Below are 14041 nucleotides of genomic sequence, written 5' to 3' on the forward strand. Positions count from 1 at the left end.
GTGGCGGTCATGGCACCCTTTCCCACCCCTTCCGAAGAGCCCCGGGACGACCCCGACGCCTACGTCGGTCTGGAGGCGTCGCAGGCCGAGCGCCGCGCCGCCGACCGCGGCTGGTCCACGGTCAGAAAGCTGCCGCCGGGCGCGATCATCACCATGGAGTACCGCTTCGGCCGACTGAACCTGGAGGTCGAGGAGGGCCGGGTGAAGCGAGCCTGGAAGGGCTGAACCCGAGCGTCAGGCCGAGGACGGGCGAAGGCCCGGCTCCCCTCGGAGCCGGGCCTTCGCCGTGCGGGGCATGGGCTGTGCGTACCGGGTCCCGCTGTCTCGTGTCAGCCGCCCGCGACCGGTCGGGCCGAGGCCGCGTTGCGGCCCACCCGGTCCGCGTGGGGCGGCCGCCGGGTGCCGAGCGGAGTCACCGGGGTCCGCTCCGACCTGGTCAGATGTGGGCCGGGGGCCAGATGCAGCGGCACGATCGGGGGATGGGCGGCACGGGCCGCGATGCCGGTCTCCCGGGCGCTCGCCGGCTCCTCGGTGGACGCCCGCAGCGGGGCCGGGCCCACGGCGGGCGTCGGCGCGGACACCGGGGCGGGTGCCGGGGCGGGTGTCGCACGACGGTCGCGCCAGGTGTCCCGCAGCGAGAAGAGCCACACCTCGGCGCGGGCGATCAGCGGCTCGAACCAGGGCAGCGCCAGCATGATCAGCAGGCCGGCCGCCCAGCCCAGCAGGACGTCGCTCAACCAGTGCGTACCGAGGTAGACGGTGGTGAGACCGACGCCGAGCGAGATCACGGCGGACAGCGCCGACAGCCAGCGCCTGGCTCTCGGCGTGGACGCCAGATAGGCCAGGATGCCCCAGGTCACCACGGCGTTGGCGGTGTGTCCCGAAGGAAATATGTCGCCGCCCAGCCACATCTCGTTGGAGCCGATCTCGGTGGCGTAGTGCGGGCCGAGCCGGCCCATGCCCAGCTTGGCGGCGCCGACGGTGATGTTGAGCAGCAGCAGCGAGACGCCGAGCGCGAGCATCGGCCGCAGGGTGTGCTGTCTCCAGGAGCGCCAGCCCAGCCAAGCGGCGACCATCACGGCGGTGGGGCCGCGCTGGCCCAGGACGACGTAGTAGTCCAGGAAGGCATGGATCTGCTGCCACTGCTGGTACGGCCGGAAGAACATGATCTGCCAGTCGAGCCGGACCAGCCAGGAGGTGACGACGACGGCCCACACGATGGCGACGTAGAAGGCCAGGGTGGAGGCGAACAGCACCACCCGGTGGCGGGTCATCACCGGTACATCGATGTGGGCCGGTCGTTCCGGCTCACGGTCCAGCCTGGAGAGGACCCGGTCCAGACGGGTCGGCTTTAGTTCGGTACGCACTCAATCGACGTTACAGCGAGTGAGCTCCGACGCGGCGTGAATCACCGGCTTTGTGATGACGCCGTGATGTGGGATTCCTCTCAGAATGATGTTTATTTCTGCCGAATGGCGAATCGTTGCGCCACTCGGCCTTCAATTCCATGGCCCAATACTGAGCAGTCGTTTTGCGGCGCTTTTGAATTCGTTCACCGATTGCTCGCGCGGAATTACCCGTCCGCTCGCCGTCCGTCACGGCGGACCGGAGCCATTCAGCCAGAACGCCCCGTAGACGGCCGACACCGCCGCGACGCCCCCGAGGATCGCCGCTGACCTGGAGGTACGCGCGTCGGCGAGAGCGCGCGCGAGAGGCAGCAGCAGGGGGAAGGCCGGCATCAGCAGCCGGGGCTTCGAGCCGAAGTAGCTCGACGCGCACAGCGCCAGCGCGGTGACGACCCCCGCGTAGACCAGCAGCGGGAGCGGCTGCCCCTGACGTACACAGACCGCGTACAGCCAAATGATCAACGCCACTCCGATGATCAGCGCGACCCCCGCCAGGGCCGACGGGAACGACGTGAACTTGTCGGCGACGAAACGGGCGAAGGCGTAGCCGCCGTCGAAGCCGTTGCGCCACCCCGCCTGCACGTCCAGGTAGCCGAGCGGGCCCCCGCCCGTGCGGTGGCCGACCCACAGGACGTACCCGAGGGCACCCAGAGGCGCGAGGAGCATCCCGGGGGCGCGCACCCCTGGACGAGCGCTTCCTGATGATTCGGTACTCCGGTTTCGTACGAACGGGGGAGTGGGGCCGGGGTCCCCGGCGCGCGGGAGGGTGCGTCGGCGCTCCTCCACGTACGACGCGATCGCCGCCGCCCACACCGCCGCCACCACCGCGAGCCCCACCGGGCGGGTCAGCCCGGCGAGCGCCGCGAGGACGCCCGCCGTCACCCAGCGGCCGGTGAGGACGGCGTACAGCGACCATGCGGCCAGCGCGGTGAACAGGGACTCCGTGTACGCCATCGACTGCACGACGCCGACCGGCAGCACCGCCCACAGCAGCACCGCGCACACACCGACCCGGCGCCCGTACACCCGGTCCGCGACCGCGAAGATCCCCCAGGCAGCGGCGAGCGAGGCGAGGGTGCCGACGGCGAGACCGGCGTGGGCGTACGACAGCGGGGTCACCGCGGACACCGCCCGCTCCAGCCAGGGCAGCAGCGGGAAGAAGGCCAGGTTCGAGTGGACGTCGCCGTTCGGCAGCCGCACCTCGTAGCCGTACCCGAGCTCGGCGACGCGGGTGTACCAGAGCGAGTCCCAGCGGGCCGACAGCAGCGTCAGGGCGCTCTTGTCGCGTGCCGCGCTCCAGACGGCGAGGACGACGAGGCCCAGGGCGCGCACGGCCGCGTACCCGAGAAGCGCGGGGGCGGCCCGCCTCAGGAGGGGCGCCGCCGGGCGCGTGGCTAGATCGGTCACGCGCTCGATTATCGACGGTGCCAGGAACCGGCCGGGACGCCGTCACGTGGTGGTCCGTGATGGACCGTGACCGAGGGACCACGGACGAGTGATGAAGGAGCCCTGGAGGACCCGTGGGCGGCCCGGGGCGTGGCGTATGCCACACGTCACATGAGGGTTCCATGAGACACCCACCACGTTCCGCCGGCGGGAACTCGCGTACGCTGACGGCTCGCTCGCCTTTCGTTGCGCGGGCCCGGGACCCCGCTCCGCCCGGGCCGTGACCACCGGGGAGTCCCCGCCCCGCCGGTTCCGCCGAACGCGAGAGCATCTGGGAGGTACGTACATGTCCGGGACACCCACGGCCGTTTCGCGACGCCGTCGGGGCACCGGGGCCGGTGCAAACCGCTGGGTCGTCCTCGTCGTCCTCTGCGTCAGCCTGCTGCTCGTCGCCGTCGACGCCACCGTGCTGCACGTGGCGGTGCCCGCGGTCACCGAGGACATCAAGCCGAGCGCCATGGAGCTGCTCTGGATCGTCGATGTCTACCCGCTGGTCTGCGCCTCGCTGCTGATCCTCTTCGGCACGCTCGGCGACCGGGTCGGCCGCAGACGGATCCTCCTCCTCGGCTACGCCCTCTTCGGCGTCGCCTCCGCCCTCGCCGCCTTCGCGGACACCCCGCACGTGCTGATCGCGGCCCGCGCCCTGCTCGGCGGCGGCGGCGCGATGATCATGCCCGCGACGCTGTCGATCCTGCGGCAGGTCTTCCCCGACCGCCGCGAACGGGCGCTCGCGATCGGCGTCTGGAGCGCGGTCGCCGCCGTGGGCGCGGCCGTCGGACCCCTTCTCGGCGGCTTCCTGCTGGAACACTTCCGGTGGGGTTCGGTCTTCCTCGTCAACATCCCGCTGATGCTGGTCAGTCTGCCGATCGGACGGCTGTTGCTGCCCGAGTCGACGGGCGACCGCGACGGCCCCTGGGACGTGATCGGCGCCCTGATGGCCGCGCTCGGGCTCTTCGGCGTCGTCCTCGGCGTCAAGCGGCTCGGCGGCGGCCACCCGCCGTTCGACCCGGGCACCGCGCTCGCCCTCCTCGGCGGCGCCGCCCTGCTGATCGTGTTCGTGCGACGGCAGCGGCGCCGGAGGCATCCGCTGGTCGACCTGCGGATGTTTGCGCGGCCCGCGTTCAGCACCTCCGTCGGCTGCATCGTCCTCGCCATGCTCGCGCTGGTGGGACTCGAACTGATCGCCGCGCAGTATCTGCAGCTGGTCCTCGGCCTGTCCCCGCTGGAGACGGGGCTGCGCCTGCTGCCGCTGACCGTCGCCGCGATGGCCGCGGGGCTCGTCGGCTCCCACATGCTGCACCGCTTCGGACCCCGCCGCATGGTGTCCCTCGGCTTCTGCCTCACCGCCTTCGCGGTCGTCCTGCTGACCGCGATGGGACGCCACGACAACGCGGGGCTGCTGCTCGCCGGGTTCGTGCTGCTGGGCTTCGGCCTGGAGACGACCCTGTTCGGGGCGTACGAGTCGATGCTGAGCGAGGCGCCCGCGTCCTCGGCGGGCGGGGCGGCGGCGATCGGTGAGACCTCCTACCAACTGGGCGCCGGAATCGGGATCGCACTCCTCGGCAGTGTGATGAACGCGGCGTACGCGCCCGGACTGTCGTCCGTGCCGGGGGTGCCCAGCTCAGCCTCCCACGCCGCCGGGCACTCGCTGGGCGAGGCGTACGAGGTCGCCGACCGGCTGGGCGGGCCCTCGGGTGAGGCCCTGCGGCACGCCGCCCGCGACTCCTTCGTCCACGGGCTGCACGTGACACTGCTGGTGAGCGCCGCGCTGCTCGTCCTCGGCGCGGTGATGGCCCTGCGGCTGCCCCGGGGCATGGAGTGCGGGAAATCCGCGGAGGTGCCGGGGCAGCGGGAGGCGAAGCCGGCTGCGCCCGTACGCGCGGAGTCGATGCGCTGAGTCGCGTCCGGCACCCTCTGCCGATGCTGGGTGGGCCGCGCATGCGGACGGGTACGGTGGTTAGCGTCGCTAGTTTTTGAGCCGGAGGTGCACCCATGAGCTTCGACCCCGCCGATCTCCTCGGCCTCGACGATCTGCTCGACCCCGAGGAACTCGCCGTGCGGGACACCGTGCGCAGCTGGGCAGGGGACCGGGTGCTGCCGTACGTGGCCGAATGGTACGAGCGGGGGGAACTGCCGGAGATCCGGGGGCTGGCGCGGGAGTTGGGGGCGATCGGCGCCCTCGGGATGTCGCTGGAGGGCTACGGGTGCGCGGGGGCGAGCGCCGTGCAGTACGGGCTCGCCTGTCTGGAGCTGGAGGCCGCGGACTCGGGGATCCGCTCGCTCGTCTCCGTGCAGGGGTCGCTCGCGATGTACGCGATCCACCGGTTCGGCAGCGAGGAGCAGAAGCGGACCTGGCTGCCGCGCATGGCCTCCGGTGAGGTCATCGGCTGCTTCGGGCTGACCGAGCCCGACCACGGCTCCGATCCGGCGTCGATGCGTACCTACGCCAAGCGGGACGGCTCCGACTGGGTCCTCGACGGGCGGAAGATGTGGATCACCAACGGGTCCGTCGCCGGGGTCGCCGTGGTGTGGGCGCGGACCGAGGAGGGTGTGCGGGGTTTCGTCGTGCCCACCGACACGGCCGGGTTCTCCGCGCCGGAGATCAAGCACAAGTGGTCCCTGCGCGCGTCGGTCACCAGTGAACTCGTCCTGGACGGCGTGCGGTTGCCCGCTGGTGCCGTGCTGCCGGAGGTGACGGGGCTGAAGGGCCCGCTGAGTTGTCTCTCGCACGCCCGCTACGGAATCGTGTGGGGCTCGATGGGCGCCGCGCGATCCTGTTTCGAGTCGGCCGTCGAATATGCGAAGACGCGGGAGCAGTTCGGGAAGCCGATCGGGGCGTTCCAGCTCACCCAGGCCAAACTCGCCGATATGGCGGTCGAGTTGCACAAGGGGATTCTGCTCGCCCACCATCTGGGGCGGCGGATGGACGCGGGACGGCTCCGTCCCGAGCAGATCAGCTTCGGCAAGCTGAACAACGTACGCGAGGCGATCGAGATCTGCCGTACCGCCCGGACGATTCTCGGCGCGAACGGGATCTCCCTGGAGTACCCGATCATGCGGCACGCGACGAATCTCGAGTCCGTGCTCACCTACGAGGGCACCGTCGAGATGCACCAACTGGTGCTGGGCAAGGCGCTCACCGGACTCGACGCCTTCCGGTGAGCCGCGTCCGGTGACCCGGGCACCGCAAGGACGGGCCGGCGAGCGGCCCTGCCTCAGCTCTGGTTGAAGAAGCCGTCCACCGGACGGCTCGCGACCTCGCCGCTGACGATCTCCGTGTCGGCGGGGGTCAGCAGGAACACACGGTTCGACACGCGCTCGATCGACCCGCGCAGACCGAAGATCAGGCCGGCCGCGAAGTCGACGACACGCTTGGCGTCGGCGGGCTCCATGTTCGTGAGGTTCATGATGACCGGGACGCCGTCCCGGAAGAGCTCGCCGATGTGCCGGGCGTCACGGAAGCTGTCCGGCGTGACCGTACCGATCCGGCGGCCGTGCTCCTGCGCGGACTCGGACGCGACCTTGACACGAGGGTCGGTGACCCAGGCCTCGCCGGAGCCGGACTCCCGCTCATCGGCGTAGTCGTCGTCGTAGTAACGCTCGTCATCGTTGTCGTCGACGAGGCCAAGCCAGGCACTCGCCTTGCGCACCGATCCCATGGACGCCTCCTCTCGCAGCGGTCTTTCGTGCTTTCCGCATCCCTATCGTCGTCCATGATGCGGATGTCTCGCCAAGTGGATAGACGCCGCACGGGGGTTTCGTGACGGTACTGGTGCAGAACGAATTCGTCGAGAGTCCATGTGCCCCAAGGGCTCCGCTGTACACACCTGCTGACAGGGAGTGAAATAATATTGTTCGCGGTGTCTGGGTGAGTCCTGCTGCGTCCGGGTGAACGTTCCGGCGGCTACGATGCGGCGACGCCGACGGGCGCGCGAAGGCGCCGGGAGACACGGGGGAGTGTCGTGTTCGGAATCGTGAGGCCCTGTAGCCATCGGCTGGGCGAGGGGCTGCGGACGCAATGGATGGCGCATCTGTGCGGGCTCTGCCTCGCACTGCGCGGAGACCATGGACAGTTCGCTCGGATCGTCACCAATTACGACGGTTTGCTGGTCTCGGTTCTGACGGAGGCTCAGGCCGAGCGCACCACCGACCGGCGGCGTACCGCCGGACCCTGTCCGCTGCGCGGGATGCGCACCGCCTCCGTGGCGCGGGGTGAGGGCGCGCGGCTCGCCGCCGCCGTCTCGCTGGTGCTCGCCTCGGCCAAGGTCCGTGACCATGTCGCCGATGGGGATGGACTGCTCGCGCGCAAGCCGGTGGCGCACGCCGCGCGCCGGATCGCGACCAACTGGGGGCGCGCGGGGGCGCGTACGGCAGCGGACATCGGGTTCGACACGGCGGTGCTGGTCGACTCCGTGGACCGGCAGCTCGGGATCGAGGCGCTCGTCGGCCCCGGCACCCCGCTGCTGACGGTCACCGAACCGACCGAGACGGCGACCGCGGCGGCGTTCGCGCACACCGCGATCCTGGCCGGACGGCCGGGCAACGCCGAACCGCTCGCCGAGGCCGGACGCCTCTTCGGGCGGCTCGCCCATCTGCTGGACGCGGTGGAGGACCGGGCCGCCGACGCCGCCGCCGGCGCGTGGAACCCGCTGACCGCCACCGGCACCTCCCTCACCGAGGCCCGAAGGCTCGCCGACGACGCCCTGCACGGCATCCGCCTCGCCCTGCGCGAGGCCGAGTTCGTCGACGGCAAGCTCGCCCATCTGCTCCTGGTGCACGAGCTGCGCAGGTCGGTGGACCGGGCGTTCGGGGCCGTGCCGACGTGCTCCGCGCATCGGCCGGGCGGGGCGCACCAGCAGGGCGGGGCGGTGCCGGGCAATCCGTACGCGGGCGGCGCCGGTGCCCCCTATGCCGGGGGCGGGGGCAATCCGTACGCGGGGGACGGCGGGCATCCGTATGCCGGTGGTGGTGGGAATCCGTTCGGCGGAGGTGGCGCGGGCCCCGGCGGTGGCGGGGGTGGTGGGCCGGCGCCCCAGCCACCGAGGCGGCGGGGCTTCTGGGCGGGGTGCGGGATGTTCACGCTGCTGTGCTGCACCTGCCAGATGTGTTGTGCGAAGGAGTACGAGGGTCCCTGGTCCCGGAAGAAGCGCGAAGGCATCTGCCGGGACTGCGACTGCTGTGACGCGTGCGAGTGCTGTGGCTGTGACTGCTGAGAGGGCAGCCGCGCGGGACCGGTAAAGAGGGGAACGCGAGGGGAGGCGGTCGTGGCGGCGCTCGACCGGGTCAGCCGGGGGCGGGCCGGGTGGTGGATCGAGGCGCCGGGGCGCGGATGACATGGAGGAGGAGAGCGGGCTGGTGAAGACGTGTCACGTCGGCTCCGGGGGTGCCGCGGATGCCGCGGATGCCGAGGGTCCTGGGGTCCCGGCACAGCGGGCTTCGACGTGGGGCGCGCCGCCGCAGGGGCAGCCCGTGCGGGATCGTCGACGCGACCGAGGCGGAGAGTCGTGGGGCCGCCGCCCGCTACGCGGACGTGGCACTTCTGCGGCTCGCCGACCCGGCCCACGCCCACGCCGTACGGACGGAGCTGCGGGACGGGGCGGCCGGGGCCGGGCGGGACCCCGGCGAGCTGCGGGTGCTGGTGAGTCTGCGCGTGGATCTCGGTGGCGGGGAGCACGCGGCCGAGCCGGGCCACGGCGGGGGAGGGCCGCGCCGGACCACGGACGGTCCGCCTGTACCGGGGCGGCCCCGTCGCCCTCGCCGAGCTCATCGCCGACTGGGCACCGGGCCGGGGCCACGGACGGGTTCCATCTCGTGCCCGTCGAGCCGCGCCGTGACCTGGAGCGACTCGTCAACGGGACGGTGGTGCTGCTCCAGCACCGTGGACTGTTCCGCACCTTCTCCCCGGGCAGCACGCTGCGCGAGCACCTGGGCCTCGCCCGGCCCGCCCACCGGCACGTCGTGGCAGGGGGAGCGTCATGACGGACGGCCGACGCATGCGGCTCGCCAAGTGGGTCCGTGATCAGGGGGGCTTGCAGGTCATGGATCGGGGGCCGGTCCCCTCCCGTGGCATTCGGGCAGCCGCGCGGCCATGTGTCCGGGCGGTCCGGCGGGGGGCGATCCGCCGTCCCGGAACCCCGGGTGGCGGAACCGAGCGGCTGAACGGCCCAACCCATCAGTTCCGGACACCCCCGGGCGGTGGACCCGGGTACTCCGACCGGGCGCCTCGGGCGGTGGCCTCCACCGCGGCCGACGATAGTGGTGATCAACGCTTCCGGGCCCTGCGGCCTGCTCCGACGACCCGTCAGCCGATCCCTCCGGGAGCCGACAAGGATTCACATAGAACCCGTACATATGGCCTGGTGGGATCAACTGGCATGGAGGGCGCGCCGGTTGGGTTCCGAGAGGCCGAAAGGCACCCTTGCGTGGGTCGGCGGTACGGCCGAATACTTCCCCCCAGCGCCTTGTCAGGGGCACGGCGTGTCCGGAATCCGGACCGATGCCCCTGATCTGCGCCTCACGGGCCCCGACCCCACGCGGGCCCCCGACTTCCCTTTGGAGGGAACGAACAGTGAGGATCAAGCGCACGACCCCCCGCAGCGGCATAGCGAGACGGACCCGGCTGATCGCCGTGACCGCCGGACTCGCGGCCGCAGCCGCCGTCACGGTCCCCACCGCCAACGCGGCAGGCACCCAGACGTTCAGCGCCTCCGAGCTCAAGAGCGCCAGCTCATCGGTGCTCAAGGCCGATGTCCCGGGCACCGCCTGGGCGATCGACCCGGCGACGGACAGGCTCGTCGTCACCATCGACAGCACCGTCTCCCAGGGCGAGCTCGCGAAGATCAAGAAGGCGGCGGGCGAGAACGCCGACGCCCTGACGATCAAGCGGACCCCGGGCAAGTTCAACAAGTTGATCAAGGGCGGCGACGCCATCTATGCGAGTAGCTGGCGCTGCTCCCTGGGCTTCAACGTCCGCAGCGGGAGTACGTACTACTTCGTGACCGCCGGTCACTGCACCGACGGCGCGGGCACCTGGTACTCCAACTCCGGCCGCACCACGGTCCTCGGCCCGACCGCCGGGTCGAGCTTCCCGATCAACGACTACGGTCTCGTGCGCTACAGCAACACGTCCATCGCCAAGGACGGCACGGCGGGCAACGTGGACATCACCAGCGCGGCCACCCCGAGCGTGGGCACGAACGTCATTCGCACCGGCTCCACCACCGGTACCCGCACCGGACGCGTGACCGCTCTCAACGCGACCGTGAACTACGGCGGCGGCGACATCGTCTACGGCATGATCCAGACCACGGTCTGTGCCGAGCCCGGCGACTCCGGCGGCCCGCTCTACGGCAGCAACGGTGTGGCGTACGGTCTGACCTCCGGCGGCAGCGGCAACTGCAGCTCCGGCGGCACGACCTTCTTCCAGCCGGTCACCGAGGCCCTGAGCGCCTACGGCGTCTCGGTCTACTAGGCCGGCAGACCGGCGGATCGACAGGCTGAACGGAGCCGGCGCTCTTCCGCCCGGCGCCGACCCCCCACCCAGCCGCAGTCGGCAGCAGGCGAGCCCTCGCACACATGGTGTGCGGGGGCTCGCCCTCGTTCCGGCGGCGGGGTTACCGTCGACCTGTACTCCCTCTCATACGCCCACTTCGGACCCTGGGGGGCCGTGATGGTCGAGGAGCTGGTGACGGCGGGGGTGGCCCTCGCGTCCGTCGGCGCGGTCTATGTGATGTCGGCGGCCCGGGTCGTGAAGCAGTACGAGCGGGGGGTGGTCTTCCGGCTCGGCCGGCTGAGGCCACAGGTGCGGGAGCCCGGCTTCACGATGATCGTGCCGTTCGTCGACCGGCTCCAGAAGGTCAACCTGCAGATCGTCACGATGCCGGTGCCTGCGCAGGAGGGCATCACCCGTGACAACGTCACCGTGCGGGTGGACGCCGTCGTGTACTTCAAGGTGACTTCGGCGGCGGACGCGATCGTGCGCGTGGAGGACTACCGTTTCGCCGTCTCCCAGATGGCGCAGACCTCGCTCAGGTCCATCATCGGCAAGAGCGAGCTGGACGATCTGCTCTCCAATAGGGAGAAGCTCAACCAGGGGCTGGAGCTGATGATCGACAGCCCGGCGGTCGAGTGGGGCGTCACCATCGACCGGGTCGAGATCAAGGACGTCTCGCTGCCCGAGACCATGAAGCGGTCCATGGCGCGGCAGGCCGAGGCCGACCGGGAACGGCGGGCGCGGGTCATCAACGCCGACGCGGAGTTGCAGGCGTCCAAGAAGCTGGCGGAGGCGGCCCAGCAGATGTCCGAGCAGCCTGCCGCGCTGCAACTGCGGCTGCTGCAGACGGTGGTGGCGGTGGCCGCCGAGAAGAACTCCACGCTCGTCCTGCCGTTCCCGGTGGAGTTGCTGCGGTTCCTGGAGCGGGCGCAGGTGGCTCCGCCGGTGCAGGGGACGCCGACGGTTCAGGGGGCGACGGGTGGGCCTGGGGTGTCGGAGCCGCCGGTCGTGCCGTAGGGAGTGGGGCGGTTGGGGGGCGGCCGCGGGTCGGTGGGGGTTCTCGCGCAGTTCCCCGCGCCCCTGAAAAGCAGGGGCTTCGCCCCGTGCTTTTCGTCGGCCCACGCGAGAAGCCCCCTCCAGCTGTAGATGATTTTCAGCCAGGACTAGACCTCACCCGTTGTGGACGAGGTCGTTGCTTCGCGTGTTTGCAGTGCGAATTCCTGTGACCGGCAGGTGGGGCGTTACCGGACGGTAATGACATACGGGGCGTGCGCCCTCGGTGCGCGCTCGGCCAGAAGTCGACCTTGTGTGCTCCCTGTGCGCCTAGGAATAGTTGTCGCCGCACAGTTGGCATGGACGCGGCGTTTTTACCGTCTGCTGCCTCCTTGCCCGTACACCTTCCGGCCGAGCGGGGCCCCCACGCCCTTCTCGGTCAACCCCCCCACAGGAGGACGCGAGTTGAAGCACCGACGCATACTCAGGCGCCGTGCCGTCGTGACGGGTGCGGGTATCGCCGCGCTGGTCGCCGCGGGAGTGACCTTCCAGACTGCGAACGCGAGTGAGACCGCACCGACCCCCGAGCCGAAAGCGCTGTCCATCGCGGCGGCCGGAAAGCTCGCCCTGACCCTCGACGCGGACCTCGGCGCCGACGCGGCCGGCACGTACTACGACGCGAAGAGCAAGCTCCTCGTCGTGAACGTGCTCGACGAGGCCGCCGCCGAGACCGTCGAGGCGGCCGGCGCCAAGGCCCGCATCGTGGAGAACTCCCTCGCCGAGCTGAAGAGCGCCCGGACGACCCTCAAGGCGGACGCCACCATCCCCGGTACCGCCTGGGTCACCGACCCGACCACCAACAAGGTCGTCGTCACCGCGGACCGCACCGTCTCCAAGGCCGAACTGGCGAGACTCGCCAAGGTCGTCGACGGTCTCGGGGCCAAGGCGGAACTCAAGCGCACCAAGGGCGAGTACAAGCCCTTCGTCGCGGGCGGCGACGCCATCACCGGCGGCAGCGGCCGCTGCTCCCTCGGCTTCAACGTGGTCAAGGGCGGCGAGCCGTTCTTCCTGACGGCCGGTCACTGCACCGAGGGCATCTCCACCTGGTCGGCCGGCGGCCAGGTCATCGGCGAGAACGCGGACTCCAGCTTCCCGGGCGACGACTACGGCCTGGTGAAGTACACCGCCGAGGTCGACCACCCCAGCGAGGTCAACCTCTACAACGGCTCCACTCAGGCCGTCTCCGGGGCCGCCGAGGCGACCGTGGGCATGAAGGTCACCCGCAGCGGCTCGACCACGCAGGTCCACAGCGGCACGGTCACCGGCCTCGACGCCACCGTGAACTACGGCAACGGCGACATCGTCAACGGCCTCGTCCAGACCGACGTCTGCGCCGAGCCCGGCGACAGCGGCGGCTCGCTCTTCTCGGGGGACAAGGCCATCGGCCTCACCTCCGGCGGCAGCGGCGACTGCACCTCGGGCGGCGAGACGTTCTTCCAGCCCGTCACCGAGGCGCTCTCGGCGACCGGCACGCAGATCGGCTGACAGCCGGTCAGCTGATCGGCCGATCAGTCAACCGGCCGCCGGTTTCTTTTTCAGAGCCGCCATCACCACGGTGATGGCGGCCCCCGCCACTGCCCAGGCGGAGAGCACCAGCAGCGGGCCGGTGACGTCGTTGCTCTCGTAGTACGCGATCGAGCGGGCCACCCAGACGCCCGCTCCCGGTGGCAGTGCCGGGCCGATCGCCGCCCAGAACGGCGGGAGCAGCGGCGGCGGCAGCGCGCCGCCCGCGCTCGGGTTGCCCGCGACCACCACCAGCAGGACGGCCACGCCGATGCCGGCGATCCCGAAGACGCACTGGAGCGCCAGGGTGGCCGCGCCCACCGCGAAGACGACCAGCGCACCCAGCCCCCACAGCGCCGCCACGCTGCCCGGCAGGGCGCCCAGGACGGGGCCGGCGATGACCGCGCCGCCGAGCCCGCCGACGATCGCGAACAGGGCCAGGGCGCACAGCCGGATGATCCCGCGCCGGATGTTGGTGGGCCGTGCCCCGGCGCTCATCGCCAGCGCCGACGCGCACAGATAGCCGCCCACGCACCAGCCCACGACCAGGTAGAAGGACGTGAGCCCGCTTGCGTCCCCGAGGTCGGCCGGGGCCACGTCCACCGTTCGCACCGTGCGACCCTCGGACCGCTCCAGCGCGGTGACCAGAGTGGTCAGGGCGTTGGCCAGGGTGCGCCCGCCGCCGGAGGCGACCAGCAGGGTGTCGGTGGTGCCGGCCGGGTCGATCAGCAGGGCGCCGTCGATCTCCCGGTCCATGATCTGCTCGCGCGCCGCCGCCCGGTCGGCCACCGTCCGCGGGTCCAGCGGCTCGCCCGGCAGGCCCTCCAGCCGGGCCACCGCCTGCTCGGCCGCCGCCCGTGGCGCGACCACACCGAACGGCACGTCCCTGAGCTTCGGGTGGTGCAGTGCCCCCACGTACGAGGCGATGAAGAGCAGCTGCAGGGCGAGCACCCCGACGACGAGCAGGGTGGCCCGTGGGGTGACCCCGTCCTTGAGCTCGCCGAGGAAGGACCTGGGGGCGGGGTCGGTGCCGGTGGCGGTGCCGGGGCCGGGGCCGGGTGCGGCCGTCTGTGTCATGTCCCCACGGTCGGAGCCGGGTGGTGTTTGCGCAGGTGGGGCGGGGCCGAACGGTTGTCGTACA

At 71.4% G+C, this 14041-nt stretch carries 11 protein-coding genes and 1 pseudogene; 8 read left to right on the forward strand and 4 right to left on the reverse strand.

Features of this window, described 5'->3' with window-relative positions; all coding sequences use genetic code 11:
- Positions 1 to 9: 9 nt before the first annotated feature.
- Positions 10 to 225, forward strand: coding sequence for an I78 family peptidase inhibitor (locus P8T65_RS37620; RefSeq protein ID WP_230218798.1), 216 nt, complete (start codon positions 10 to 12; stop codon positions 223 to 225).
- 104 nt (positions 226 to 329) lie between these two features.
- On the opposite strand, the gene P8T65_RS37625 is transcribed toward P8T65_RS37620, so the two are convergent.
- Positions 330 to 1367 carry a phosphatase PAP2 family protein gene (locus P8T65_RS37625; protein ID WP_316729752.1) on the reverse strand — a complete coding sequence of 346 codons (1038 nt, stop codon included), beginning with the start codon at positions 1365 to 1367 and terminating at the stop codon, positions 330 to 332.
- Positions 1368 to 1595: 228 nt separating this feature from the next.
- Complete coding sequence (locus P8T65_RS37630; RefSeq protein ID WP_316729754.1) at positions 1596 to 2813, reverse strand: glycosyltransferase family 39 protein; 1218 nt, start codon at positions 2811 to 2813, stop codon at positions 1596 to 1598.
- Between the two features lie 325 nt (positions 2814 to 3138).
- On the opposite strand from P8T65_RS37630, the gene P8T65_RS37635 reads away from it, so the two are divergent.
- Complete coding sequence (locus P8T65_RS37635) at positions 3139 to 4749, forward strand: MFS transporter (protein ID WP_316729756.1); 1611 nt, start codon at positions 3139 to 3141, stop codon at positions 4747 to 4749.
- 95 nt (positions 4750 to 4844) lie between these two features.
- Complete coding sequence (locus P8T65_RS37640; protein ID WP_316729757.1) at positions 4845 to 6014, forward strand: acyl-CoA dehydrogenase family protein; 1170 nt, start codon at positions 4845 to 4847, stop codon at positions 6012 to 6014.
- A 53-nt stretch (positions 6015 to 6067) separates the two neighbouring features.
- Here P8T65_RS37640 and P8T65_RS37645 read toward each other — a convergent pair whose 3' ends face one another.
- Complete coding sequence (locus tag P8T65_RS37645) at positions 6068 to 6511, reverse strand: cell division protein SepF (protein WP_184895921.1); 444 nt, start codon at positions 6509 to 6511, stop codon at positions 6068 to 6070.
- A gap of 303 nt (positions 6512 to 6814) precedes the next feature.
- On the opposite strand from P8T65_RS37645, the gene P8T65_RS37650 reads away from it, so the two are divergent.
- From P8T65_RS37650 to P8T65_RS37670, 5 genes and pseudogenes are all read left to right on the forward strand, one after another.
- Positions 6815 to 8065: a DUF5685 family protein gene (locus tag P8T65_RS37650; protein ID WP_316729758.1), complete on the forward strand. Its 1251-nt coding sequence runs from the start codon at positions 6815 to 6817 to the stop codon at positions 8063 to 8065.
- 42 nt (positions 8066 to 8107) lie between these two features.
- A pseudogene (locus P8T65_RS37655) lies at positions 8108 to 8831 on the forward strand (FMNH2-dependent monooxygenase); the annotation flags it as partial.
- Between the two features lie 589 nt (positions 8832 to 9420).
- Positions 9421 to 10323 (forward strand): S1 family peptidase, encoded by a 903-nt coding sequence (locus P8T65_RS37660; RefSeq protein ID WP_316729759.1) that lies wholly within the window; start codon positions 9421 to 9423, stop codon positions 10321 to 10323.
- Between the two features lie 198 nt (positions 10324 to 10521).
- Positions 10522 to 11361: a slipin family protein gene (locus tag P8T65_RS37665; protein WP_316731851.1), complete on the forward strand. Its 840-nt coding sequence runs from the start codon at positions 10522 to 10524 to the stop codon at positions 11359 to 11361.
- 441 nt (positions 11362 to 11802) lie between these two features.
- The gene (locus tag P8T65_RS37670; RefSeq protein ID WP_316729760.1) at positions 11803 to 12882 is read left to right on the forward strand and encodes a S1 family peptidase; all 1080 of its coding nucleotides are present in this window, start codon (positions 11803 to 11805) and stop codon (positions 12880 to 12882) included.
- A gap of 27 nt (positions 12883 to 12909) precedes the next feature.
- Here the strand turns inward: P8T65_RS37670 and P8T65_RS37675 are convergent, their stop codons facing one another.
- Positions 12910 to 13977 carry a DUF3533 domain-containing protein gene (locus tag P8T65_RS37675; RefSeq protein ID WP_316729761.1) on the reverse strand — a complete coding sequence of 356 codons (1068 nt, stop codon included), beginning with the start codon at positions 13975 to 13977 and terminating at the stop codon, positions 12910 to 12912.
- Positions 13978 to 14041: the final 64 nt, after the last annotated feature.

Source organism: Streptomyces sp. 11x1, assembly GCF_032598905.1.
GTDB lineage: Bacteria > Actinomycetota > Actinomycetes > Streptomycetales > Streptomycetaceae > Streptomyces.

Excerpts from the sequence above, each read along its gene's own strand:
- P8T65_RS37620 (WP_230218798.1), top strand. The coding sequence starts at position 10 with ATGGCACCCTTTCCCACCCCTTCCGAAGAGCCCCGGGACGACCCCGAC.
- P8T65_RS37675 (WP_316729761.1), bottom strand. The coding sequence starts at position 13,977 with ATGACACAGACGGCCGCACCCGGCCCCGGCCCCGGCACCGCCACCGGC.
- P8T65_RS37645 (WP_184895921.1), bottom strand. The coding sequence starts at position 6,511 with ATGGGATCGGTGCGCAAGGCGAGTGCCTGGCTTGGCCTCGTCGACGAC.
- P8T65_RS37640 (WP_316729757.1), top strand. The coding sequence starts at position 4,845 with ATGAGCTTCGACCCCGCCGATCTCCTCGGCCTCGACGATCTGCTCGAC.
- P8T65_RS37665 (WP_316731851.1), top strand. The coding sequence starts at position 10,522 with ATGGTCGAGGAGCTGGTGACGGCGGGGGTGGCCCTCGCGTCCGTCGGC.
- P8T65_RS37635 (WP_316729756.1), top strand. The coding sequence starts at position 3,139 with ATGTCCGGGACACCCACGGCCGTTTCGCGACGCCGTCGGGGCACCGGG.